Source organism: Ruminiclostridium cellobioparum subsp. termitidis CT1112 (genome assembly GCF_000350485.1).
In the GTDB taxonomy this organism is placed as follows: domain Bacteria; phylum Bacillota; class Clostridia; order Acetivibrionales; family DSM-1351; genus Ruminiclostridium; species Ruminiclostridium termitidis.
Window position 1 is genome coordinate 76,713 of the sequence record NZ_AORV01000061.1, and the last position, 24,806, is coordinate 101,518.

The 24,806-nt window shown below is 39.6% G+C and carries 22 protein-coding genes and 1 tRNA gene; 6 read left to right on the forward strand and 17 right to left on the reverse strand.

Annotation, left to right across the window (positions count from 1 at the left end):
• Nucleotides 1-52 precede the first annotated feature (52 nt).
• A complete protein-coding gene (locus tag CTER_RS21780; RefSeq protein ID WP_004629346.1) occupies nucleotides 53-3,289 on the forward strand; it encodes a DEAD/DEAH box helicase in 3,237 nt (1,078 codons plus the stop codon).
• 118 nt (nucleotides 3,290-3,407) lie between these two features.
• Here CTER_RS21780 and CTER_RS21785 read toward each other — a convergent pair whose 3' ends face one another.
• From CTER_RS21785 to pepF, 9 genes are all read right to left on the reverse strand, one after another.
• Nucleotides 3,408-4,298, reverse strand: coding sequence for a glucosamine-6-phosphate deaminase (locus CTER_RS21785; protein ID WP_051066665.1), 891 nt, complete (start codon nucleotides 4,296-4,298; stop codon nucleotides 3,408-3,410).
• 50 nt (nucleotides 4,299-4,348) lie between these two features.
• Nucleotides 4,349-5,182 (reverse strand): carbohydrate ABC transporter permease, encoded by an 834-nt coding sequence (locus CTER_RS21790; RefSeq protein WP_004629409.1) that lies wholly within the window; start codon nucleotides 5,180-5,182, stop codon nucleotides 4,349-4,351.
• 9 nt (nucleotides 5,183-5,191) lie between these two features.
• Nucleotides 5,192-6,070, reverse strand: coding sequence for a carbohydrate ABC transporter permease (locus tag CTER_RS21795; protein ID WP_004629334.1), 879 nt, complete (start codon nucleotides 6,068-6,070; stop codon nucleotides 5,192-5,194).
• A gap of 103 nt (nucleotides 6,071-6,173) precedes the next feature.
• Complete coding sequence (locus tag CTER_RS21800; protein ID WP_004629277.1) at nucleotides 6,174-7,469, reverse strand: extracellular solute-binding protein; 1,296 nt, start codon at nucleotides 7,467-7,469, stop codon at nucleotides 6,174-6,176.
• A gap of 91 nt (nucleotides 7,470-7,560) precedes the next feature.
• Nucleotides 7,561-8,565 carry an N-acetylglucosamine kinase gene (locus tag CTER_RS21805; protein ID WP_165585976.1) on the reverse strand — a complete coding sequence of 335 codons (1,005 nt, stop codon included), beginning with the start codon at nucleotides 8,563-8,565 and terminating at the stop codon, nucleotides 7,561-7,563.
• Nucleotides 8,566-8,682: 117 nt separating this feature from the next.
• A complete protein-coding gene (locus tag CTER_RS21810; protein WP_004629396.1) occupies nucleotides 8,683-9,948 on the reverse strand; it encodes a 6-phospho-beta-glucosidase in 1,266 nt (421 codons plus the stop codon).
• Nucleotides 9,949-10,092: 144 nt separating this feature from the next.
• The gene (locus CTER_RS21815) at nucleotides 10,093-11,106 is read right to left on the reverse strand and encodes a LacI family DNA-binding transcriptional regulator (protein WP_004629416.1); all 1,014 of its coding nucleotides are present in this window, start codon (nucleotides 11,104-11,106) and stop codon (nucleotides 10,093-10,095) included.
• Between the two features lie 259 nt (nucleotides 11,107-11,365).
• Nucleotides 11,366-12,481, reverse strand: coding sequence for an aminopeptidase (locus CTER_RS21820; RefSeq protein ID WP_004629297.1), 1,116 nt, complete (start codon nucleotides 12,479-12,481; stop codon nucleotides 11,366-11,368).
• A 176-nt stretch (nucleotides 12,482-12,657) separates the two neighbouring features.
• Nucleotides 12,658-14,463 (reverse strand): oligoendopeptidase F, encoded by a 1,806-nt coding sequence (pepF, locus tag CTER_RS21825; protein ID WP_004629412.1) that lies wholly within the window; start codon nucleotides 14,461-14,463, stop codon nucleotides 12,658-12,660.
• 513 nt (nucleotides 14,464-14,976) lie between these two features.
• On the opposite strand from pepF, the gene CTER_RS21830 reads away from it, so the two are divergent.
• The 3 genes from CTER_RS21830 (at nucleotide 14,977) to CTER_RS21840 (ending at nucleotide 17,538) form a co-directional block, all read left to right on the forward strand.
• Nucleotides 14,977-16,053: an SPFH domain-containing protein gene (locus tag CTER_RS21830; protein WP_004629385.1), complete on the forward strand. Its 1,077-nt coding sequence runs from the start codon at nucleotides 14,977-14,979 to the stop codon at nucleotides 16,051-16,053.
• A gap of 128 nt (nucleotides 16,054-16,181) precedes the next feature.
• Nucleotides 16,182-17,333, forward strand: a complete 1,152-nt coding sequence (locus CTER_RS21835; protein ID WP_004629457.1) for a TFIIB-type zinc ribbon-containing protein — start codon at nucleotides 16,182-16,184, stop codon at nucleotides 17,331-17,333.
• A 128-nt stretch (nucleotides 17,334-17,461) separates the two neighbouring features.
• Nucleotides 17,462-17,538: transfer RNA gene (locus CTER_RS21840), tRNA-Arg, on the forward strand.
• Nucleotides 17,539-17,676: 138 nt separating this feature from the next.
• Here CTER_RS21840 and CTER_RS29320 read toward each other — a convergent pair.
• The 8 genes from CTER_RS29320 to CTER_RS21875 form a co-directional block, all read right to left on the reverse strand.
• Entirely contained in the window at nucleotides 17,677-17,778 is a 102-nt protein-coding gene (locus CTER_RS29320) for a DUF2569 family protein (RefSeq protein WP_165585977.1), read from the reverse strand.
• Between the two features lie 156 nt (nucleotides 17,779-17,934).
• Entirely contained in the window at nucleotides 17,935-19,191 is a 1,257-nt protein-coding gene (locus CTER_RS28955) for an Ig-like domain-containing protein (RefSeq protein ID WP_004629405.1), read from the reverse strand.
• 720 nt (nucleotides 19,192-19,911) lie between these two features.
• On the reverse strand, nucleotides 19,912-20,235 hold the full coding sequence (locus CTER_RS21850; protein ID WP_004629414.1) for a hypothetical protein: 324 nt from the start codon (nucleotides 20,233-20,235) through the stop codon (nucleotides 19,912-19,914).
• 105 nt (nucleotides 20,236-20,340) lie between these two features.
• Nucleotides 20,341-20,796: a hypothetical protein gene (locus tag CTER_RS21855; protein WP_004629362.1), complete on the reverse strand. Its 456-nt coding sequence runs from the start codon at nucleotides 20,794-20,796 to the stop codon at nucleotides 20,341-20,343.
• 262 nt (nucleotides 20,797-21,058) lie between these two features.
• Nucleotides 21,059-21,526: a phage holin family protein gene (locus CTER_RS21860; protein WP_004629366.1), complete on the reverse strand. Its 468-nt coding sequence runs from the start codon at nucleotides 21,524-21,526 to the stop codon at nucleotides 21,059-21,061.
• A gap of 1 nt (nucleotide 21,527) precedes the next feature.
• The gene (locus CTER_RS21865) at nucleotides 21,528-22,214 is read right to left on the reverse strand and encodes a peptidoglycan recognition protein family protein (RefSeq protein WP_004629326.1); all 687 of its coding nucleotides are present in this window, start codon (nucleotides 22,212-22,214) and stop codon (nucleotides 21,528-21,530) included.
• A 373-nt stretch (nucleotides 22,215-22,587) separates the two neighbouring features.
• The gene (locus CTER_RS21870) at nucleotides 22,588-22,830 is read right to left on the reverse strand and encodes a hypothetical protein (RefSeq protein ID WP_004629401.1); all 243 of its coding nucleotides are present in this window, start codon (nucleotides 22,828-22,830) and stop codon (nucleotides 22,588-22,590) included.
• 424 nt (nucleotides 22,831-23,254) lie between these two features.
• Nucleotides 23,255-23,686, reverse strand: a complete 432-nt coding sequence (locus CTER_RS21875; protein WP_004629341.1) for a hypothetical protein — start codon at nucleotides 23,684-23,686, stop codon at nucleotides 23,255-23,257.
• A 286-nt stretch (nucleotides 23,687-23,972) separates the two neighbouring features.
• Between CTER_RS21875 and CTER_RS21880 the strand changes: the two genes are divergently transcribed.
• Both CTER_RS21880 and CTER_RS21885 read left to right on the forward strand, forming a co-directional pair.
• Nucleotides 23,973-24,290, forward strand: coding sequence for a helix-turn-helix domain-containing protein (locus CTER_RS21880; protein WP_004629420.1), 318 nt, complete (start codon nucleotides 23,973-23,975; stop codon nucleotides 24,288-24,290).
• Nucleotides 24,287-24,784, forward strand: a complete 498-nt coding sequence (locus CTER_RS21885) for an ImmA/IrrE family metallo-endopeptidase (RefSeq protein WP_004629447.1) — start codon at nucleotides 24,287-24,289, stop codon at nucleotides 24,782-24,784. Before CTER_RS21880 ends, CTER_RS21885 begins: the two co-directional genes overlap by 4 nt.
• The last annotated feature ends 22 nt before the right edge of the window (nucleotides 24,785-24,806 follow it).

The window sequence follows — 24,806 nt, forward strand, 5'->3', positions numbered from 1 at the left end:
ATTTGGTTATAATAAAATGATAAGCTATAAAAAATGACCATGGAGTAAATGAATGTTTCAAATTTCAAAAGACAGTATATACTATCTTTCTACCCCTATGAAATTTAAAAAGGGTATGGAATATTATAGTTCAAACAGAGTAAAATCCGTCTCCTTTAATGAAGAGCTTATGCTTTTTGATGCAACTGTTATAGGCACCCGTCCATATAATGTACAGATTCAATTTGGAAAAGGGGGCCGGATAAAGGATTATTCCTGTACCTGTAATGATAACCTTCGGACTGAAAGCTGTTGTAAGCACATCACTGCTGTTTTGCTTCTTATTAAGTCAAAGGATGAGCAAGGCTTCTTTAATTCTGCCTCTCAAAAAAAGGCTGCCAAAGAAATCTTCGAATACTTCAACAACAAATCAGGAAATATGAAAACATCCATAAAGGTTGAATATAACCTGGAGCTGCTTAAAACAAGGGTCTCAAATATAAGAAGGGGGCCTGCGGCGGCACTTACCCTGCGGATAGGCACCGATAGATTGTATATTGTCAGAAATGTCGGCGAGCTGCTGGAATGCCTCAGAAATGATAAAGAGCTGGTCTATGGAAAAGGTTTTTCATTTGACCCTGCTATTCATAATTTTGCCGAGAAAGATGAAGCCATTATTTCTTATCTGTCGGAAATGTGGCAGAATGAAAATCTCATAGATTATCTGACCGGTGATATAAAAAAACAAAGTATTTTTAAAGACAAAGAAATCTTTTTATCCGAAGGAGCGCTTAAACGCTTATTGGAACTGCTGTCTCCTCTTTCCTTCAATGTCATTGCAGACGGTCAAACCCTGGAAAAGGTTATGATCAAGGTCGACGACATACCCGTTGATTTTACATTAACTAAAAATGCCAGTACGGTGGATCTGGGTATTGACACAAAGTTCCCTCTTCACATGGTCACTGCAGATTGTGAATATTTTTTATACAAGAACAGTATCTTCAAGGTTTCGCAGCATCAGAAGGAATATTTGAAGCCGTTTATTCAATATGTGCAAAAGGAAAATAGTAATAAAATCAGCTTTCTGGACAATGATAAAGAGCGTTTGTTTACAGAGATTCTGCCTTTTATCGGCAAAGCCGGAAAGGTATTTATTGACGAAGACCTCCAGGCTCTTGTCGAAAGGCCGGAATTTGAGCCAGAGATTTATCTTGACAGGTTTGAATATATTATCACGGCCGACGTGAAATTTAAATACGGAGACCGGATAATAAACCCCTTTTCGGCCGATAGAGCCAAGCCGTCTTTTGATAAGATACTTATAAGAAATCTTGAGGACGAAGGCAAGATACTGGACATTCTTGCCGAAACCGATTGTAAAGTCAACAGCAACAAAATATACCTTGATGAAGAGGAAAAAATATTTGACTTCGTAAATTATGTCATACCTAAACTTCAGGAGCACGCTCAGGTGTATTATTCCGAAAGCTTTAAAGCCATGAGCTTTAAGAAGCAGCTTTCCTTTTCGGGCTTTCTGAGATTAAACAATCTGAACGGTTTTCTGGAATTTAATTTCAATATTGAGGGCGTTGAACGCGAGGAAATGGCAAGTATTTTTGACAGTATCAGGCATAAGAAAAAGTATTTCCGGCTGAAGGACGGCGCTTTTCTGCCCCTTGAAGCGGAAAACCTGCTGAATATGGCTGAGATTTTGGAACAACTGGATCTGAGTTCCTCCGACATTGAGGGGGAATTTATAAAGCTGCCCAAATACAGGGCACTATACATAGATAATATGCTTAAAGAGAGCGGGATGAAGTTCTTTGAGCGCAATACGGCCTTGAAGGACCTGATTCATGATATTCAGGACCCGGCTGAAACAGAATACAAAATACCTAAAAGTATAAAAGGTACACTAAGGGATTACCAGAAACTCGGCTTCAAGTGGATGAAAACTCTCTCCCATTACGGTCTGGGCGGTATTCTGGCCGATGATATGGGACTTGGCAAAACACTTCAGGTTATTACTCTCCTGGAATTCGACAGGCAGTCGTCAGACAGCCGTCCATCCCTTGTTGTGGTTCCCACCTCGTTAATATACAACTGGTGTGCCGAAGTTCACAAATTTGCTCCTGATATGTCGGTAACCGCCGTTGTCGGCAATAAAACCGAACGTCAGGAGCTGATCCGGAAAGGGATGGGAACAGATCTTATAGTAACCTCCTATGCTCTGATAAGGAGAGACATTGATGATTATACGGCCTTTAATTTCCGGTATTGTATACTGGATGAGGCCCAGCACATAAAGAATCCCCTTTCACAGGCATCAAAAGCTGTCAGGCAGATAGTATCGGAACACAGACTGGCCCTGACAGGAACCCCCATGGAGAATAATCTCACCGAACTGTGGTCGGTTTTTGATTTTATACTTCCCGGCTATCTGGGCTCACACTCAAAGTTTTCAGAAAAATACGAGACACCCATATCAAAAGGGGACACCTCTTCACTCTCCAGCCTTGGAAGACAGATCCGGCCTTTTATACTGAGAAGGCTGAAGCAGGATGTTTTAAAGGAATTGCCTGAGAAGATAGAGCATGTCATAGAAGCAGAGCTTACCCAGGAGCAGAAAAAACTTTATGTCGCATACCTGGAACAGGCAAGGGGTGAATTGTTCAGTGAGATCAAAGAAAAAGGCTTTGAAAAAAGCCAGATCAAAATTCTTTCGGTCCTCACAAGATTGCGTCAGCTGTGCTGTCACCCGTCCTTGTTCGTAGAAGACTATGAGGGTGACAGCGGGAAGCTTCAGCTGCTTATGGAGGTAGTTGAGGATTCCCTTACTGCCGGTCACAGAATACTGCTTTTCTCCCAGTTTACATCAATGCTGGCTATAATCAGACGCTGGCTTGAAGAAACAGAGATCAACTACCTTTACCTTGACGGAGCAACTCCTGCTGACGAAAGAATGCAGCTTGTGCGCAGCTTCAACAGCGGGGAAGGCAACATATTCCTGCTTTCACTCAAGTCCGGCGGAACAGGGCTGAACCTCACCGGCGCCGATACAGTTATTCATTACGATCCCTGGTGGAATCCCGCAGTGGAGGACCAGGCAACCGACCGCGCCTACAGGATAGGCCAGACCAAGACGGTCCATGTCATGAAGCTGGTGACCCACGGCACCATTGAGGAAAAGATCCTGAATCTCAAGGAAAGGAAGAAACAGCTGGTGGACGCTGTTATCCAATCCGGTGAAACCCTTCTTACCAAAATGACACAGCAGGAACTGACAGAGCTGTTCGAATTGTATTGATATGAATACTTACACGAATTTACGGACATATACAAGAGTAATTCTTGTATATGCAAAAGTAATTCTTGATGGTTTGAAATGATGATAAAGCATCCTTGATGAGGTTTAAAAACCCTATCTATTCGCAACTCACATTCTCAAGGCTTGAGGCCGCATCTCTATCCAAAACCACAACGCCATTATCTAAAAGCTGCATGACGGTGCCTGGTATTTCAAAGGATGGTTTGCTTTCATAAACTTTTTTTACTATATCAGCCTTTGCCATCCCTCCCACCTGCAGAATTACCTTCTTTGAGTCAAATATATGACGTACCCCCAGGGTTATCCCTCTTGTCAAATCGGTTGATTTAGAAAAGTATTTTTGCCCAACCTGCTGCGTAACAGTGTCCAGCGTAACTACTTTTGCATAACTGTCAAAAGATTCACCCGGTTCATTTAATCCAAGATGTCCGTTCATACCCAAGCCTAAAAGCATCAAGTCGATTCCGCCGTGGTCAAAAATGTATTTGTCAACGCTTTTACATTCCTCTTCCAGATTTTCGGCATGAATATCAAATAAACGTATTTTGTTTTTATCAATATTAAGTGGATTGTAAAAATTTTGCAACATGAATGCAGTACAATTTTCAGATTCATCTTTCAGGTCCAGCCACTCGTCCAAGGACACAAAGTATGCCTCGCTGAAATCAACTTCACCTGAATCTGCCCGTTCTTTTAATATCTGAAAGGTTCTGGTCGCGCTGCTTCCGGCAGGCAAACACAGAAGTGAATCCGGTTTGGCCTTTAATGACTCACATATGAGATCTGCCGAACATTGAGACATTGCCTCAAAGTCATCACAGATTATTGTTTTTATTGGTTTTCCCTCAATTTTTGCTCCCAGCTTTATAGAAATGTCTTCCATACAATTGCACAAAGTCCCTTCATCTATACTTTTTACCACACATGCTTCGCAATTTCCGCGCACCTTACATGGGATATATGGGCACTTACAGAATTTTAAACTCATAATTTGTTCCTCCATATCAGTTTCGATATTTGTACGACCTGATGTCGTACTTAACCTTTTACTGCACCGGCAGCAAGACTTTTTTGCACATTGTCACTTAATAAAATATACATAATAATTGTAGGAATTGTAGCAACTACAAGGCCGGCTCCTATCAACCCCCATTTAGTGGAATATTTACCCACCATATCCAAAACACCTGTAGTAATCGTTTTAAAACTTTCATTGCTTATAAATGTTACAGCCAGCATCATTTCATTCCAGGAAGAAAGAAATGTAAGTATGGCAACCGTGGCCATTGTGGGTGAAAGCAGCGGCATAATTATATTAAAGAATATTTTATAGATATTGGCCCCGTCAATAAATGCCGCTTCTTCCAGTTCCCTTGGAATTCCTTCCAGAGAGCCGACCATAATCAGAATAGACAGTGGCATGGCAAATGCAACATATGGCAAAATCAGCGCAGCATAGGTATTCATAACCGGCTTCAAATTTACAAACAGCGGCAGTAACACCGCATGAATGGGCAGCATCATTCCTACCAGGAATAGTATATATACGGTTTTACTCAAGAACCACTTTAATCGGACAATTGCATAGGTAACCATTGCAGAAAGCAATAATGTAAAAACAATTGTAATAGCTGTTACAATTATACTGTTCATCAGATACTTGGGTATATTCGTTTGATTAAATACATTGGCATAATTGTCCCATCGCCAATCTTTAGGAAGGCCTAGAATATTACCACCGAAAATTTCATTATTTCCCTTCAGAGAAAAAGTCAGCATCCAATAAAGAGGGAACAGCTGTATGACAGCTACTATAATTAATATTACAGATCTCACTATTCGTGGTTTCTTTTTGTATGTTTTTAGCTTCATAATTCCCTCCTATGCCTCTTGTCTTTTTTTGAATATTTGTTGTATAATCAGCGTTAGAACCAGGCATTCAATAATAATGAAAATAGCAATACCGCTTGCATATCCATATTGATTTTTTGAGAAAATTTCAGTATACATGAGCATAGTTGGAACTTCTGTAGAATGAAGCGGTCCGCCTCTTGTCAGTACATAAATTAGATCAAAAGACTTTAATGAACCAATTACAGCAAATATCACGCAGGCTTTAATCATTGGTACAATTTGCGGAATAATTATTTTCAGTGCAATCTGCCTGTCATTTGCACCGTCAACCCTTGCTGCTTCAAATATTTCCGGTACAATTGATTTTGCAGCAGAATAAAATAATAGCATATGATAACCGACATACTGCCATATCATTGGTATAAATACCGCAGCAAGTGCAGTTGATGAATTGGCAAGCCATGCACTCTTAAACTGATCCAATCCAAACATACCTAGAACACTATTCAGCAAACCATAAGTCGGGTGATATACTTTCATCCAGAGTTGAGCAATAATTGTGGACGAAATTATTACCGGTATAAAATAAATTGTTCTGTATGCATTCTCACCTTTGATGCCGGATGCAAGCACCAATGCAAGAACCATAGAAACCGGCAGCTGAATAAACACCGAACTTGCAGCAAGTATAAGTGAATTTACAATTGACTTCAGAAATAACTGATCCTGAAACAAATTTATATAATTTTCCAAGCCGATAAACTTTGATGCTGTGATACCATCCCATTTAAGGAAGCTATAATACGTTGATTGAAAAATTGGAACCAATGCGATAGCGGCAAACCAAAGTAAGGCGGGAATAACAAAAAAGCAGATCGCCTTCTTGTCCCTTAATGATCTTTCCATTATCATACCTTCTTTCTTAATCTAAATACTGCGCCGATGTCTTTGTAAGGAAGATTGCCGGACCGTGTTTAACGGTCCAAGCTCCTTTTTCCATATATATTTTTTATTTATTAGCTTCCTGCATTTTTTTTGCAAACTCTTCAGGTGTAGCCTTTCCACCAATCAGCGCCTGTAATAGATTATAATGGTTATCTATTGCAGCCCCTGTGAGAAAAGTGTCCCATGCCAAAACATATCCTGTAGCATTTTGTGTCAGTTTGTTGATTTGTATCAAAACCGGATTAATTTGAGATTCATCCACATCTCCCTTCCAGGTAGGAATGCTGTCGCCTATTTTATAGCTTTCTTTACACTGATATTCGGTTAAAGCAATAGCAAATTTTACAGCTTCCTCGGGATGCTTTGTATTATTATTTACCATGTAACCATCTATTGCACCGCCCAAATAAGTGTCAGCATCACCCTTGCCGCCATCAACAGTGGGCATAGGCATTACTTTTATTTTTCCTTTTATGGCATTTTCATCCGACTCGCAATCGGCTGCCGTCCAGCTTCCACTAAAATACATTGGAACTTCTCCTGCAAAGAATTCCATCTGTGCCTCATCAGCACTGACACCCAGTGTACCCTCCACAAAAGCGCCTGCCTTATTTAAATCTACCAATAACTGTGCTGATTTTATGATTTCAGGTGTATCAAAAGAACCTTCACCGCTTAATGCCATATTACTTGCCTCCACACCTGCTGTTCTCACAGCGAGTGCATTTTGAATCATACCAATATGCCAGGCATCTTTCGCTCCCAATACCATTGGTGTTATATTTTTGGAACGGAAGGTGTTTACAGCGGTCATCATTTGATCCCAGGTTTCAGGATAAGCAACATTGTTTTTTTCAAATAATTCTGTATTACAGAATAAAATACCTGCCCATTTTTTCAATGGCAATCCGTATACTTTACCATCGTATGTGAAATAATCCAATACACCATTCATCAATCTGTCTTTTGTCTTATCGGCTTCTAAATAAGAATCCAGTGGTAAAACGGCTCCCGCAGCAATAAAAGGTTTAGAATATCCTGCACCATATGTCATAAATACATCACCCTGAGAACCGTTAGCAGCCGCAACCTTTAATTTTCTCTGTTGATATTCATCCTGTTGGGTTGCATCTACCTGAATTTTGACATTGTTTTCTTTTTCATACTGCTTAACAAACGTATCAATAATAGTAGTTATACTTCCGGTAGGCCAAGTATGCCAAAGAGTTAGTTCTACCGGATCACCTTTTCCCGTAGTGCTATCCGAGTTGGAGTTGGAACTTCCCGTACAGGCTGCCAGAGAAACTGTTGTTATACCTGCCATCAGCAAGCATAAAATTTTTCTACCTAACTTTTTCATAAGATTCAATCCCCTTTGTTTAAATTTATAATCATTCGCTGCTCGAATGTTCAAATATTATTTCGGTCTTGGCCCATAAACCAAAAGCATGTTATCCCTCTTCTTCATCACTCATTCGTTTAATCTTGAATTTATCAGCCGATTTCTCCAAATTATCATAGACCTCTTCCGGAATCACCTTATTCAAACTATCCAGTCCCAATAAAGCTGCCCCCACAATCGGCTCATAAACAGCATCAACAATTTTTGCATTTATAGCATATTTGTGCACTTCAAGAGAAACCGCTTCTCTTAGGATAGGCAGCTTGCACTTAAAAATACTGCCTGACAATATGATATCCACACCCATATTTAACATTGAAAGCTTCTCCATTCCACGAACTGCATACATAGCTATATTTTTCCCGTAGTCGGCAAGCACATTCAACGCTACAGAATCGTTCTGTGCAGCCGCTTCTTCCAAAATAATCGGAAGGTACAGATAATCTTTTGAAGTGACTGCGTTAGTCATTTTCCTGTACAACAATTCATCTACGGTATCAACATTAAAATAATCCAGAATCATCCGGGTAAGCTTTGTTTCACCTTTCAGTCCGATATGTGAATCAATGACCGCCCTTATTGTTTTCTTCCCCAGCGAATATCCTCCCTGAAATTCATCATCTATGTAAAACCCATATATGATTTGGTCTCCATTCTCATTCCTGACTGCACAGTTTAACCCTGAACCGGCACATAAAACACATCCGTAGCTTCTTCTTGTGCCTGCACGCATTGCAATAATGCAGTCATTCACAACTATAACCTTTTCGGTAGGAAAAGCCTCCCTGAGTACTTTTGTCAGCAAAGCCTCTTCAAAATCCCAGTCAACTCCAGTCATACCCGCAGCTATTAGCTCTATCTCCTGAATGGAAATTCCGCTTTGCTCGAGAGCCTGATCAACTGCTTCTTTTACAGCTGTAATTGCATGCGTCATGCCATCTGAAGAGTGGCAGGCCCCATAACTTTTACCCATGCCTAAAACAATCCCATATTCGTCACTTACAATAGCGTGCGTTTTGCTCGCACCCTGATCTATTCCAATTACATATTTCACGCTATCCTCCATTTCGCCGCGACCGCCGGCGACATTAAACAGTAATAAAAAGACGCTTGCGGCGTTTGCTGCTTGAATCATACAATGTATGCCGTAAATGTATCTTTCTGGCTCCCCCTAAAACTTAAATTGCGGCAGATACATTTTATTTGCTTCCAATAGCTCCGGAATCAGCTTTTCCACCAAGTCATATTCTCTGACAAGAGGATGAGCCAATAGAGCCAGCTTTGCTTTCCTTACATTACCTTCAACTGCTGACTCCACTGCAAGCTGCTCGTAATTTTTTACCGCTGAAATTAGTCCCCAGCACATTTCGGGTATATTAGCTACATTTAAAGGCGAGATGCCCCTTTTATTGACGAGACAGCCTATTTCCACAACTGCAGTATCAGGCAAAAATTTTATTGCACCATTATTAGGGACATTAACCACCATAGCTGTATCAATATTGTTGTAAATTGCATTTACAAATCCGATAGCAACCTCTGAATATCCGCCGCCGCCTCTTTTTGAAAGTGCTGCCGGTTTTAAGAAGTTATTCTGGTCAGCGTAGGCATCATAGACCTCCTTTTCAAGCAACATCACTTCTTCACCGCGGGTACGAGGACGACTTAGTATCTTATTTACCTTTTCGGTAGTATGATAATAATATTGAAGATAAGGACTTGGAATTACGCCCAGTAATTTTACCAGTTCCAAATCTACGTCAGTATTTTCACCTGCTATTTTGAGAAATTCATCTTCTGTAACCGGACGTCCATCAATTGTAATATTGCTTATAAAATTCATGTGATTGAGTCCGGCATAATCATACTGAACTCTGTCATAAGAAATACCAAGAGATCTTTTCGCCCACATTTTAGGGAAAATGCCTCCCGAACAGAAACCGGCAATATTAGCTTTTGTGTAGCGGGTAACCGCCTCTGTAACCAATCCCGTCGGATTAGTATAATTGATCAGCCAGCCGGTCGGAGACAATTCTTCCATTTTCCTTGCCACATCCAGCATGACGGGTATTGTCCGCATTGCCTTCATCATTCCGCCTGCACCGGTAGTCTCCTGTCCCACAAGATGGTATTTTAACGGTATCTTTTCATCAAGAACCCTTTGCCGGTTACCCCCAACCCTAATTTGCGTATCTACAAAGTCTGCGCCATACAACGCTTTGTCTAAATCCAATGTTGATTTAATATCAACCTCCATCCCTAAATGCTTTGCAAATCTTTTGCAGAATCCCGCCATTATATCTAGGCGTTCCTCATTGATGTCATAAAGCATAATCTCTCTAACCGGCAATTCCTCTCTCCTTTGGGACAGTTCTTCCAATAGTTCCGGTGTGTAGGAACTTCCAGCTCCTACAATTGTAAATTTGATGTCACTCATAGCTTTGCTTTGCCTCCAATATGAAATAATAATTTTGTGTAACGATACACATTTTCTTTTAAGTTAATTCCTATCAGTTAAAACCAATAGGAATCTCATTATGAAAAAGATTAAATGCTGATTTGACCCTTTATATATCTCTCTTTATTCTCTTGTAGTCTCTCGGATAATCAGTTCGGGGTAATACAACAGTTTTTGTTTTTCCGGTGTTATATGATTAATATCTGAAATCAGCATGTTTACCGCTGATTCGCCCATTTTATACAGCGGCTGGCTTAGAGTAGTTAATTTCTTTAACTTTCTATCAATATCATGAGGCTTATCATTGTCAAAGCCAACAATTTTAATGTCTTCAGGAATTCTGATTGAGTAATCCTCAAGGGCCATCATACCACCAAAAGCAGTGGTATCAGCACCAAAATAAAATGCATCCGGCAGCTGGTCTGTTCCATTTTTTTCTATAAACGCTTTTACAGCCTCATATCCTGATTCTACAGAAAAATCTGCCATCAATATCATATTACTATTTACAGTAAACCCATTGTTCTGCATGGCTTTTATGTAACCATCCCGCCTGTCTACAGAAGCTTTTATAGTCATATCTCCTGTAACATGGTATATATTTCGGCAACCAATTTCAACCAAATGCTCAATCGCCAGCTTGGAACCAAAAGCATTGTCTACCACAACGTTGTTTATATTAACACCTTCCACTTCATTTTCCACCACTATAAATGGAAAATTAGATACAGAAAGCTCTTTAATCAATTTTTCATCACTCAGACTGCTGCCGTAAATTATAACTCCATCCGCCCGTCCTTGAGATAAGAATTTTATGTACTTACTTTTCAGTTCCATACTATTCCTGCCGCTGCAGAATATAACATCATAATCTGATTTTGTAATCGAATGTTCTATTCCCTTAATTAAATCAAAGAAATAAGGTTCGCACAAATTATCAAGAACAACTCCAATGATATGCGTTTTCTGTAACACCAGAGAACGCGCAATTGCATTAGGTGTGTAGTTTAATTCTTTCATTGCAGACAGTATTTTTTCTTTGGATTTGTCACTGACACCTTTTTGACCATTAATCACACGTGATACTAATGTCTTGGAAACACCGGCCAATTCTGCAACATCATATAAGCTAGACATAGTGACCTCCAGTCCAATGTTTATCGATACACATATCATATTAGAATATTTTTGCTTTGTCAATAGAATTTAATGTATTTATGATAATCTATCATTGATCAACTGTTTATGAGAGTTCAAAATTAGATAAGAACAGCAAAACGGCATAGCCAAAACTGACTATGCCGTGTGCTGTACACATATTTCCCTATTGTGTCGTACCTTTGAGACAAACCATTGCTATTTCCATCAGATCAAAACCTTTCAGCTCAGCGACTGCTTACTTCAAATTCTCCGGGTTCAGTCCCTGCAATTCCCCGGGCACAAAGAGTCCGTCTTTTCTGATGAGCTTGTCGTCAAACCAGATCTCTCCTCCGCCGTATTCCTGTCTCTGAATAAATACCAGATCCCAATGGATAGAGGATTTGTTTCCGTTTGGAGCATCTTCATAGCAGCTTCCGGGGGTAAAGTGGATACTGCCCCTTATCTTTTCATCAAAGAGAGTGTCCTTCATTGGCGTATCAATAAACGGATTTACCCCTATTGCAAACTCTCCGATATATCTGGCCGATTCGTCAGTATCAAGTATCTCATTTACACGTTCGGTATTATTGGCCGTTGCCTTGATTATTTTGCCGTTCTTAAACTCAAAGCATATATTCTCAAAGGTTACTCCCTGGTAAACAGCTGGACAGTTGTAGGTTATAACTCCATTGACCGAATCCCTCACCGGAGCCGTGTATACTTCCCCGTCAGGAATATTCAGTTTTCCGTCGCATTTGATTGCGGGGATACCTTTGATTGAGAAGGTCAAATTGGTACCCTTGCCTGTGATTCTCACCCGGTCTGTGGCTTCCATCATTTTTACCAACGGGTCCATTGCGGCAGACATCTTCCTGTAATCCAGGTTGCAGACATTGAAATAGAAATCCTCGAAGTATTCCGTGGGCATATTGGCCAGCTGTGCCATTGAATGGCTGGGATATCTCATAACAACCCATCTGGTGTGGTTTACCCTCTGTTCCGAATGGACCGGCTTATTAAAGAGTGACATGTAAATCTTCATCTTCTCAGATGGAACAGTCCCTTTCTCACTGACATTATCACCCGATCTGATTCCGATATATGCATCCATGTCCTTCATGCGTGCCAGCTCGTATCGGGCCATATCCTTCATCTGTTCCTCGGTGCACTGTTCCAGGAGCACTCTCTCCAGCTCAGGGTTTTTGACAGTGAGGTATGGTATCCCTCCAACCTTGTAAGCCTCACGAATCAGAGCTCTTGACAGGGGTACCTCATTACCTATATTTTCAATGAGAATCTTTTCTCCGGGTTTTAATTCACAGGAGTAATTTATAAGATTCTCTGCAAGTTTTTCTATACGCGGATCCTTCATGTTGTTTCCTCCAAATTAATAATAAATTTGTTCACTAAATACACTGAATATAAATTTAATAAATCTATAAATATTAATTTATATCAGTCTATTTTTATTAATCCATTTCTATTAACGCAATTTCATTAATCTAAATCAGTCTACTTTGCCGCTAATATCTACGGTCTGCTGGTCTGCTATTTTAAGAGCTCTTCCAGCTCATCCAGTGTCTTTTCAAACACATTCAGGGCATCCTGGATAGGCTGTGGAGTTGAAAGATCCACACCGGCAATTTTTAACAGCTCCAGAGGATAATTTGATCCGCCGCTCTTCAGGAATTCCAGGTATTTATCAACTGCCGGCTTTCCTTCGGTAAGGATCTTTTCTGCTATGGCTGTTGCCGAGGAGAAACCCGTAGCATATTTATATACATAGAAGCTGCTGTAGAAATGAGGTATCCTGGACCATTCCATTGCTATGTCCTCGTCAACGGTTACAGCTTCACCGAAGTATTTTTTGTTGAGGCCGTAATAAATGTCGCTGAGCTCCTGGGCATTCAGAGCCTCTCCCTGTTCAACCTTTTCATGTATGATTTTTTCAAACTCGGCAAACATCACCTGTCTGAATACAGTTCCTCTGAATTCCTCCAGGTAGTGGTTCAATAAATACGCCTTCTCCTGTTTGCTTGAAGCTCTGGGCAGCAGGTATCTCATAAGAAGTGATTCATTTACCGTTGAAGCCACTTCAGCAACAAATATTTTGTACTCCGAATATACATAGGGCTGGGTCATATTGGTATAGTAGGAGTGAAGCGCATGGCCCATCTCATGTGCCAGCGTGAATACATCATTTATTTTATTCTGGTAGTTGAGCAGAACATAGGGATGTGTCTTGTAAGCACCCCACGCATATGCACCGCTGGTCTTGCCTTCATTTTCATACACGTCTATCCATGCCGAGTTCATTCCCTTTTGCAGATATCCTATATATTCCTCACCCAAAGGCTTCAATGCCTCGGCTACTATTGTCCTGGCCTCTTCATAGGGTATCTTCTTGTCAAATTCCTCAACCATGGGAACATATAGATCATACATGTGAAGTTCATCCAGCTTCAGGACTTTTTTACGCAGTTTCAGGTACCTGTCCAGCAAGGGCAGGTTTTTATTGACTGTATCTATGAGCGTTGTATAAACATCCACCGAAATATTGTCATTGTCCAGCGAGGCCTCCAACGCAGAGGGATATTTGCGTACAAGCGAATAGAACCTGTTTTTCTTGACATTGCCTGTAAGAGAGGCCGCCAATGTGTTTTTCATCTTTTTATAGGAACTGTAAACAGCTTCAAAGGCGTCTTTTCTAACCCTTCTGTCCTTACTCTCCAGAAATGCGATGTATCTTCCCTTGGTTACCTCGATCTCTTCCCCCTCTTCATCCTTTATGTAGGGGAATTTGATGTCGGCGTTATTGAACATCGTAAATACATCTCCGCCAATATCCGATATTTCAGCCGACATAGCCAGTATCTGTTCTTCCTTTTCAGATAAGATGTGCTCCTTCTGCCTTAAATTCTCTTTAATTGAGAACATGTAGACAGACAGCTCCTTATCAGAGTTTACATATGAAAGCAAAGTCTCCTCGGGAATACTGAGCATTTCGGGCACTATATAGGAAATAGCCGCAAAAACTTCCGTTGCCAGGGAGGATGCTCTGTCGGTCAGAGCCTGATAGGTGGCATCACCGTTATTTTCATCCCTCTTCATTCTGGCATAGACAAAAACCTTATCATTCAAGGATAACAGTTCATCACTTTTTTTGAAGCATTCCAGCAGTCTCTGAGCACTCTCTGCCAGCTTGCCCTGCAGGTCCTTTATCTGCTCTGCCAGTTCCTTTACCTTTTTGAAGTCCTGCTCCCATAAGGAGTTATCGCTATAAATATCCTCCAGCTTCCATTTGAACTTGGAGTCGATATCCTGCCTCTTTGGTAATGCTTTGTTTGAAGCCATATTTACTACCTCCGTCTTATTAATTTACTGCGTTTTACACACGCAAAAATTTAAATCCCTTTCAAATAAACTCAAATACTAGTTTCTCATTTTTTCTGAAAAAACTTGCATATACGTGTTTGAGAAATCATTTATATTTAATTATAGAACAACGGTAAATTATTTTCCACGGATTTCCTTAAAAATAACGCGTTATACCGGCTAATTCTGCTTTCAATGCCCTATAACTTTCAAATAAGTCTTTCCAAGCAGGTTCCCTTTATTACAATTGCCATTTATTATCGGAACAGCCATAAATTAAAATGCGACAAAAGCGTTAATTTATCTGTTAAATATCACAAATTAAAGAATTTATGTTAAAGTATAAGAGTAAATGTTCTTTTAACTTTGGACACCAACAACGAATTTGAATTAATTAAATATCCGGAGGTTAGCTTGAAAGACTTCACTTGCGTTCGTCTTCCAAAACTAACCTGTGAATTTACGGCCGATAAGCGGCTCATGGAGGTTAATATGGGTTTATTTGATTTCATAAAGTCTCAATTTATAGAAGTAATAGAATGGACTGATAACAGCTCAAATGTTATGGTATATCGGTTTCCTGTTGAAAATAAGGAAATTAAAATGGGGGCTCAGCTCACTGTCAGAGAGTCACAAATGGCAGTTTTTGTTGACGAAGGCCAGCTTACAGATGTTTTTACTCCTGGAAGCTATACTCTCGATACCCGGAACCTGCCCCTACTGACCAAGCTTAAGTCCTGGAAGTACGGTTTCAATTCTCCTTTTAAATCAGAGGTATATTTTGTTAATACCAGGCAGTTTACAAATTGCAAATGGGGAACTACAAATCCTGTAATGATGAGGGATGCGGAATTCGGAATGCTGCGTATGAGAATGTTCGGCACTTATTCCTTCAAGGTGGTTGACCCATCGGTCTTCCTCAGAGAAGTTTTTGGAACTGCAAGTTTGTTTACCGTCGAAGGGATCACCGGACAGCTTAAAAGCAAGATTGTTTCAGGTATCTCCGATCTGCTGGCCGAGGCGGCTGTTCCGGCCCTGGATCTGGCTTCAAAATATGATGAAATAGCTGCAATGTCCAGGAATAAGCTGGATAGTGGCTTTACAGAGCTGGGCCTGACTCTGTCGTCACTTGTTATTGAAAACATTTCACTTCCCGAGGAAGTGGAAAAAGTACTTGATAAGCGTACTTCAATGGGGATCATAGGCGACAGTCTGAATCAATACACTAAATATCAGGCAGCTGAATCCATAAGGGATGCCGCCCAAAATTCCGGCGGAGCTGCCGGTGCAGGTGTTGGGCTTGGAGCAGGAATGGGTCTGGGCAATATGTTTGCAGAAGCCTTTTCGGCAGGACAGCAAAAGCCTGCTGAACCAAAAGCTGCCGCACACACCCAGGAGCCCGGCACCGTAAAATGCTCTGCCTGCGGTGCTCAGCTTACGGCACAGGCAAAATTCTGCCTGGAGTGCGGAACCAAGGTACCACCCTCTGTAATTAAATGCGCAGGCTGCGGAAATGAGCTGCCGGGCGGCAGCAAGTTCTGTCCTGAATGCGGTCAGAAGCAGCAGTAGAATACAGATACTCCCGGATCCATGATATCCGTTACCAAAGTCAATTATGTTTGAAAGCCGAAAGCTTCCAAACATAATTGACTTCAGAAATAACCGCATCCGGCCCTTACAAATACGAGGTCACATATATGAGCGAACTAAATACCGGCAAGTCCGGCTCACGAATCAATGAGGAGGGTGTGCCCCAAACATCGGCCACCTCTTTCAAATGCCCCTCCTGCGGAGGGATAATGGTCTTTGACCCGGAGTCCCAGAACCTGAAATGTGAATACTGCAAACATGTAATCAGCATGGAGGATACCCGTCAGCACCCCACTGCTTACGGGTTTGACAACGACCGTGAACTGGAGCCGCAGGTGTGGGGTGAAAAAAGCCATGCCGTGAAGTGTAAAAACTGTGGTGCCGAAACGGTGTTTGATGCCTTCATCGTGGCTGACAGGTGCCCTTTCTGCGGCAACAGCAACATCCAGGAAGAAGTGATTACCACAGGCATAATGCCCGAAGGTATCATTCCATTCAAAATTAAATATGAAGCTGCCGTCGGTCTATACAGAAAGTGGCTGAAGGGAAAATGGCTGGCGCCGTCAAAACTCAGGAAGGGTGTCAACAGCCAGAATGTCCAGCTTACCGGCATGTATGTTCCCTGCTGGTCCTTTGATGCCGACACAAGCTCCTTTTATACGGCTATGGCCGGAGAACATTACTGGGTCACCGTGTACAGGACAGAGGTCCGGGACGGCAAGACAGAACAGGTGGCGCACCAGGAAATGCGGACCCGCTGGTATCCCGTATCGGGCCAGTATGTGGAGGACTTCAGAAATTATGTAGTGGACTCCTCAGTCCATATTGATGATGCCATGTACGCCCGAATCTTGCCCTATAATATGGAGGAACTGACCCCGTACAAGCCCGAATACCTTTCCGGGTTTAAAGCTGAGCGCTATTCTGTAGATCTTAAAACTGGCTGGGAAACGGCGAAAGAACGGCTCTCCGGCTTTATTGCTCGAGGAATAGAGGCGCAGATCAATGCTGATGAAGTAAGAGATATACGGTTTAAAACAGCCTATGACAATAAGAAATACAAACATATCCTGCTGCCGCTGTGGTTCTCCTCCTTTAAATACAAAGATAAGAACTATGGCTATATGATCAATGGCCAAACCGGCAGGGTTGACGGAAAGTCTCCGTTGTCCCCGTGGAAAGTAGCCTTTCTGACTGCAGGTATTATTGCTTTGACTGTTTTAGGCTATTATCTGATAAGTATGTACACCGGCAGATAGGTATAATTAAAGCATTGTACTGGTTAATTTGACTCTAAGCTTTGCTGTTAAGTAGGAATTATCCCTTAACCCGTTGACTTTTTCACCATTCGTGATATAATGTTAAAACGTCGGAAAGTTTATTATACGCGCCCGTAGCTCAGTAGGATAGAGCGTCGGTTTCCTAAACCGCAGGTCGCACGTTCGAATCGTGTCGGGCGTACCATAATATGCCGCTGAGTCATATGACTCAGCGGTTTTGTTGTATATTTTAATCGGTTAACGTAAATTATTTATGATTACTATTTGACTACTAAAGTTACTAATAAAATCAAAAAGGAGCCCGAAGGCCCTTTATCTTTAGCTACTTAATGAATGTTCCTTTAACTCTTTCAGATTTCAAAAAATATAGAATCCATACTATACTGCTAACTATACTAATTACCACGTATCTACACTTAAACACAGCGTAATACTGCCAATAACCATTAATACTTTACTTTTCAAATAGCTTTCAATAACTTTTTATGGTCCTTGCATATTCTGTGCATTACAAAAAGGACCACCCATTTCTGAGTAATCCTTTGTTTCAAACAAATTTATTAAATTAAGTCTATATTACTTACTGCCTTACTCTTATATAAATCCGTCCTATTTCCTTACCGTCTTTATCTGTCGCGGTTATGTATGTTAATCCTTCACTTACAGCTGTAACTTTACCCTTGGCGGATACAGTTGCAATCGTAGGATCATATGAAGTCCATGTAACAAAGGTGGTATTTTTTAAATCATCAATGGTTAATCTGCAGGTACCTCCTATATTTAAATCAACTGCCAGCTGATATTCCAAATCTACCACCAGGACATTTATTGATTCGGTATATGCCTTGTCTTTGCTTGTGCAGGTAATTACCGTATTGCCCGGCTTTAACGCTTTAAGATTGCCATTTGCATCGACTGTGGCTATTGAAGGTTCAGAAGATACCCAATCCATTTCAGTATTATCACTTAATTCTTCACTTACGCTTAACTGCTTTTGCTGATTTACCTCAAGAACCAGTTTTAATTGATTGGTTGGCTGTGGAGCTGTTGGAGTTGCCGAAGCTTCATTTGAATTTGGACTTTCACCGCCAGCATTAACTGCACTTACAACATAATAATATGTAGTTCCGTTTATAACATTTGTGTCATTATATGTAATTGCAGAGGTTGTTGCTATTATTTCATATGAGTCACCTGGAGTTATAGAACGTTTTACCATGTAATTTGTTGCACCTTCAACAGCATCCCAAAATAAATCAACATTTAAATTACCACCAGTTGCTACAAGACTTGTTGGAGCAACTGGATTATTAATATCAACTAAGTAACCAGTATCATCTATATCAATTGCATCAAAGCACATGTATTTTTCTTTTGCATCTGCGCTGACTTTTATTTTAACTTTATGTATTTTATTTTCTAGCTCTAACTTCTCATAAACAATTCCTCTTATGGTAGTATAGGCATTGTTATGATGTTCACTATAGTATTCAGTTTGCCCATCTATTGTTATCTCTATCTTCTCGGAATGACCTATTTGATATATATTATCAATAATTCTTAATTTTGTCCCCTTGAAACTGAATGTAATATAATTTGCCTCTGTTCCTGAATTTATATAATGAACAGTACTTTCGTGCCAATTTGAATTTGTAATTTCTAACCAGTTTGTTCCTTCAAATTTGATTAACCTATTAGAATCATCAATCCGCTGCCATCCTGCCTCTGGGCTTAGCAATGGCTGCCCAATTGTTGCTGCAAAACTAACCGTACAAAGCGCTGCCATAACTGCAACAAAAACTACCATAAAACATAATAACTTATTAAATCTCTTCATCAAATCGACCTCCAAAATAATATTTTGCTAAATTATACCTCAATATCCATATAAGTATAAGACTGATATTTTATGTAGACTAATAGTATAATTAGAAGGTTATACAATAAAAGAGAACCTTTTACAGTTCTCTTTTATCCCTGAGTAAGTGGCTTACCGTCCCCGTCCAGTCCTAGTATTTCTAATTTTGCTAAAACTGCAGATTTTAATTGCTCTAGACATTATCGATTGCATAACCGGAGAGAACTGTGTGACTTATTAATGTCCTGTATGATACAATTTACAAGTATAGAAAGACTCACTATGTGATAGTTATAAAAATACAAACTGATTGTTTTTTTATAATTTTATTTGACTACTAAAGTTATAAATAATAGTCAAAATTAAGAATAAGTTACAAATGGGTGTAATTATATAACAGACAATATTCAGGGATTATGCTATGATGTGGGAAGTTGCAAAAAGCAGTAAATCTCTTTCCTAAACTACAGGTTGCACGTTTGAATCGTGTTGTGTCGTGTGTACCATAAGCCGCTTGTCTGTACAGATGCAGTAAGCAGTATCTTGAATCAGAATTCTTTGGGTAATTATGGCACCAACTTTTTTTGGGTTACATAATTTTTGCAATGATTATAAAATAAACTCCCCTGGTTTTCAATCCCAGAGGAGCGCTGTTACTATGTTCATATTATTTATTTTCTTAATATTTTAAAATTTTTATTAGAGTATACGTATAATAGATATTACTGTCATGGCTATAGCAATGCCCAGCATTATTTTTCCCTGCTTCCTTGACGATTCATCATACTTGTATTGCGATTTATCTTGTTTATTTTTGCTGAAGGTAATAATACATGCAATGACTATACCTAACCATCCCCCGAGGATAGAACATATCCAGCCTATTACCAGTAATGGCGTTGAAGGTTTTTCGGCTACCACTGCAGAATAAGAATCCACTACTGTTGATGTTCCGAAATCATATCCGCAATTACACCTTACAGCTCCTTCAGGATTATCAATATTGCAATTTGGACATATCATATAGTTTGACCCCCTTAATATTTATACCTACAATCTAACATCGCCACCATAAAATTACAACATTTTTCTATATAATTTTTATAAATTGATACTAGAGACCTATAATCAATCTATCTGTTCTTTTGAATGGAACTTACTCAATATATACCTTTTAAATAGCAATCCTTGTGTTATACCAAATCCAATAGCCCCTATCAAGTGAGTATAGTAAGCCGCCAACTCCCTTAAGGGTATTGTTTTCCCTTCTACTATCATAGTAATTAATATCTCAATTATAATCCAAGCTACAATACCGGTGATTACAGATTTCAATAAAATGTACTTCTCTCCGGTTTCTTTAACCAATTTAAAAAGCACAATTGATATTATCACACCAATTGAACCTTCTATAACAAACCCTAAAAGCACTGTTGGTCTATTTAATGTTATAATAAGGCTGGTTAGTTCGTAATCGCTGTAATTTGCCAATCCGCTCAGTTTTCCTATCCATGTTATTATTTCTGATATGATTGTGGAAAATACCCCGATCATTCCTAATATAAGCGTTTTATCCTCTTTCAATGTTAAAACCTCCGAATTAATTAAATAACTTGCAAATTTGTATTAAAAATCATATATAGTTTAAATAAAATTTAATATTTAATGCATTTTTATTCATCCAATATACTAATCTTGAATTAGATGTTTGGATACCAGTCATTTGATATCTTAAGTTAATATTTTGTATCAAATAATTAATTTTTCTTTTATCTTTTCAAGGTGACTGCCTTTGGTGCTTTATCGGAAAAAAGTTGTGTTAGGCCTGCTTCCTATAGGTTTGCCATTATTTATTTTCTGTGGTTTTCTCTCCTGCTGCATCGACACTCTCTTTTAAAAGTGCAATAGCTCTTTGTAAAAAAACCGGTACAGGAGCTCCCATTCTGCCGGCATTTTCAATTATACTTCCAAGTTCGGTAAGTATGTACCATACTATAACTATTGGACTTAAAAGAACCGTGTAAGTGAACGGCAGTGAGACACTTGGTATATTATTTATCATATTGCCAATTACGGCATCAAGTATTAACGTTACTAAAACAGCTATGATACTGCCTGTTTTATGCCATATGCCCTCACGTGCAATCTTGCTTTCCCACTCTCCCCTTTTCCAGGCTGCCATAGATCCTGTTATCCAGTCCACAGACATGCACACAACAAAAGTTATGACCAACCAGCCGAACCAACCCAACAGTGCTGAGACACTTGTTAACAGCGCAATAATAGAAGCCTTAAAAGAATTAATCTTTTCCATATCATTCACCTCCAAACGACTTTGCAATTTTTATAATCAGTGCGGAAAATGCCGGATCTATGTCCTTTCTTTTCAGCCAGTATTGGTATACCGTATTTACCTTCTTTGAAACAATCTCCAATGCTTGCTCAAATGTCAAAGGTTCTTCCATTGCCGCTTTTATCAGGGGTATAAATTTTTTCTCTGCTGCTGTCCTGGTATTGCCTCCGAACCATTTTAATCCCGGACACGATGTGTTTTGTACCCAGCAATGATATATAAGTGTTGAAGTGTAAGGAACTATATTAAACTTTTTACAGAGAAGTGCATTGAGCAATATTATGCTTTGCTTTTGCTCCTCAGTCATAATGTCCGAATCAAAGTTCCCGACGTTCTCAATAGTTATTGAATCCTTATTAAGAGGACTCAGGAAGCCTCCGCCATCTTTTGTAAGCGGCCGGCCTAAACATATGCCTCCATCGGGGAATGTACTGAAGTGTTGGGCTATTTCACTCATTTTGAGCGTGTTAATATGATAGTTTTCCATGCCCTTCATTAGCTGAAAATGGTTGTTTTTAACGTCTTTATATGCCGGGCTGGCCGTATGATGCTGCTGAATTGTTTTAAAGGTCTTGGCTCCCTTTAGCCCTTCAATGTAAATCCTGAGTTCATCCCGGTTCATTAAAATGAATTTGCCTTCTTGTTTCATTTGTCTCACCCTTTCATGTTTTCGCAATACATAAAAGGACTACCCACTTCTGAGTAGTCCTTTGGTTTAAAAAATAATTTATTTAGTTAAGATCTTTAATATATATTTTATTATTTATAGCCACCGCACTAAAACCATTCATAAGAGTAGTTGATGCTTTTAGGGCCTATTTTTCTGTTTCAGAATCATACACTTCTATGGCGTTTATACTGGAAGTTTCACCAAAAGCGTATATCTTTCAGTTCCCAGTACTATCGTAAATCACTAAATAATTACCCATTAAAATTATCACTCTCCTTATTCATAAGCTATCCATGTATAGTTTGTCCCCCGACCTGCGCTCTGCCATCCCCGTTCAGATAATTCATTGTTGTCAGGCCAATGCATGCACCTCTCCCGCCGGATAATGCCTGAGCGGCAAAGTGTCGCTTCCTGTTCCCTCAAGCTTTTCTTCCCTGATCTCATTATTGAACTTTCTTCCCGTATAGGTTTCAATGAATTGTGAAACCTCGTTGATTTTTTGGTTTATAAGGTCATCGTTTATGTCAATCAGGCACCCGTTAAGATTATTTTTTACTGCTGCAGCAGTTGTTAATGCATTGCTGGCTAATTCCATGTTTATCACCTCCCAGCGGCTTAGTTCTTTGTTCCCTTATTGTTCATCCCCGGTAACAGAACATAATTCTTTTAATGGCGTTCCCGGTCTATGCGGCTTTCAATTATTAATTAATTTTCAGGGCTTTTTTGATTTTCTTTCTCCTCCTTTTTATTTTTTGAGCTCAAGCTTTTCTGATCAGTTCTATATTTAAAAAGCTGAATTATTATCCTCAGCCGGGGATGCATTTGCAATTGTTTATTTAACTCTGCAGGTTTGCCATTTATTCACTGCGGCTCAACAGTTATATTCATTGTTCGAATTTTTGAGCAGCAAAAAGGAGAGTATGTTTCAACTCTCCTGAACATGTTATTTATACGCTGCTTTCGTGTGAAAATATATTTTTGGTAATACAATTATATAGCTTTTAATGTGCTAATGGGTGCTAATCATTTATACTTTTTATAAATTTATCATGCTTCAATCTTACCGAGGATGTTCCATAGTTCATACACTGCCCTATCTGCTCCCAGATAAGCCCGTCTATATATTTGTATGTAAGTATCTGTCTTACATCACTGTCATCGATACCTTGTATGAAATCTATAGCCTCATCGATCCTGCCGTAAAGTTCATGATACTTATCACTGATCTTCTTTCCTACTGCATCTCTCTTCCTGATACATTCTTCAGACATTTGTTCACAGCCGACAAGGGTAAATGATCGTGGCAAATATGGAAATTGTGCCATACTTCCCCTGACCCTGTCAGTGACGATTGTCTCATTATCTCCGTAGTTTAATTCCCTGAGTTTTTCTCTAAGCTGTTCCACTTCTCTTTTCAATTTTATAATTTCATTGAGCCGTTCTTTAGTCATAGCTTCCTCCTAATATTGTTTGCAATATATCCCCGGTACACCAATTTTTATGGTCGGTATCATTATTTTAATTTTAGAGCTAAAAACATTGACAATCATTAGACCATAGTCTATGATGGATGTATGCCCTTTTCCATTTGCAGCAATAATTTTGTTGCAAGGGTACTGTATTTTAATTATTTTTTATAATACAATTTTGTCGATTTATTTAGCTATAGAAACATTATATAGACTATGAGCTAATAAGTCAATAGAATTTCCATATATCTTAGATTGGAGTCTATGTATGAATTTGTTTGATAGGATCAAAATACTATGTGAAGAAAAAGATGTTTCAATATCGCGGCTTGAGCAGGAAACAGGCCTGGCAAACGGAAGTATTAGAAAGTGGTCTAATGCTATTCCTTCCGGCGACAGGCTGGCCAAGGTTGCCGATTATTTTAATGTCACTACGGATTACCTGCTGGGACGGGATATTTCAGCCACCGTTGCCGCCCACCGCACCGACGGGTATGGCGACGGTCTGCCGCCTGAGGCACAGGAAGAATTAAAAAATTACATTGACTATCTTAAGGTAAAATATAAGAAGAAGGACAATAAATGATAAAAACCCTTGATAAGAAAGAAGCCCTGCTTAATGAATGTAAGGAACTTGGGATAAATGTGGTTTCCAATACCCTCCCGGACAACGTAAAGGGTCTATACTATTCTGACAGTGAAACAGAACCGGTAATCACCCTTAATCCAAGTATTGATACCCAATCCGAACTCTGCTGTGTAATTGCCGAAGAACTCGGGCATTATCACACCTCATGCGGAAATCTGCTGTCCGGGGATACCGACAGGATTGTAGTACTCCAGCAGGAAAGCAGAGCACGAAGGTGGGCTTATGAAAAGCTTATTCCGCTGGAAAAGTTCATTGAAGCTTACAATATTGGAATCCGGAACAGTTATGAATTATCCCAGTTTCTTGATGTCACCGAAGAATTTCTGGAGGAGTGTATCTGCAATTATAAAGGAAAGTATGGAATATATAAGGTCTTGGGTAAATACATTATATATTTTGAGCCTCTTGGAGTACTGAGAAGCTTTGATTAGAATGCTACTTTATTATCTATAG

Coding starts and splice junctions, on each gene's coding strand:
- CTER_RS21780 (WP_004629346.1), top strand. CDS start 53: ATGTTTCAAATTTCAAAAGACAGTATATACTATCTTTCTACCCCTATG.
- CTER_RS21785 (WP_051066665.1), bottom strand. CDS start 4,298: ATGAGTTTAAAATTCTGTAAGTGCCCATATATCCCATGTAAGGTGCGC.
- CTER_RS21790 (WP_004629409.1), bottom strand. CDS start 5,182: ATGAAGCTAAAAACATACAAAAAGAAACCACGAATAGTGAGATCTGTA.
- CTER_RS21795 (WP_004629334.1), bottom strand. CDS start 6,070: ATGGAAAGATCATTAAGGGACAAGAAGGCGATCTGCTTTTTTGTTATT.
- CTER_RS21800 (WP_004629277.1), bottom strand. CDS start 7,469: ATGAAAAAGTTAGGTAGAAAAATTTTATGCTTGCTGATGGCAGGTATA.
- CTER_RS21810 (WP_004629396.1), bottom strand. CDS start 9,948: ATGAGTGACATCAAATTTACAATTGTAGGAGCTGGAAGTTCCTACACA.
- CTER_RS21815 (WP_004629416.1), bottom strand. CDS start 11,106: ATGTCTAGCTTATATGATGTTGCAGAATTGGCCGGTGTTTCCAAGACA.
- CTER_RS21820 (WP_004629297.1), bottom strand. CDS start 12,481: ATGAAGGATCCGCGTATAGAAAAACTTGCAGAGAATCTTATAAATTAC.
- pepF (WP_004629412.1), bottom strand. CDS start 14,463: ATGGCTTCAAACAAAGCATTACCAAAGAGGCAGGATATCGACTCCAAG.
- CTER_RS21830 (WP_004629385.1), top strand. CDS start 14,977: ATGGGTTTATTTGATTTCATAAAGTCTCAATTTATAGAAGTAATAGAA.
- CTER_RS21835 (WP_004629457.1), top strand. CDS start 16,182: ATGAGCGAACTAAATACCGGCAAGTCCGGCTCACGAATCAATGAGGAG.
- CTER_RS28955 (WP_004629405.1), bottom strand. CDS start 19,191: ATGAAGAGATTTAATAAGTTATTATGTTTTATGGTAGTTTTTGTTGCA.
- CTER_RS21850 (WP_004629414.1), bottom strand. CDS start 20,235: ATGATATGTCCAAATTGCAATATTGATAATCCTGAAGGAGCTGTAAGG.
- CTER_RS21860 (WP_004629366.1), bottom strand. CDS start 21,526: ATGGAAAAGATTAATTCTTTTAAGGCTTCTATTATTGCGCTGTTAACA.
- CTER_RS21865 (WP_004629326.1), bottom strand. CDS start 22,214: ATGAAACAAGAAGGCAAATTCATTTTAATGAACCGGGATGAACTCAGG.
- CTER_RS21870 (WP_004629401.1), bottom strand. CDS start 22,830: ATGGAATTAGCCAGCAATGCATTAACAACTGCTGCAGCAGTAAAAAAT.
- CTER_RS21875 (WP_004629341.1), bottom strand. CDS start 23,686: ATGACTAAAGAACGGCTCAATGAAATTATAAAATTGAAAAGAGAAGTG.
- CTER_RS21880 (WP_004629420.1), top strand. CDS start 23,973: ATGAATTTGTTTGATAGGATCAAAATACTATGTGAAGAAAAAGATGTT.
- CTER_RS21885 (WP_004629447.1), top strand. CDS start 24,287: ATGATAAAAACCCTTGATAAGAAAGAAGCCCTGCTTAATGAATGTAAG.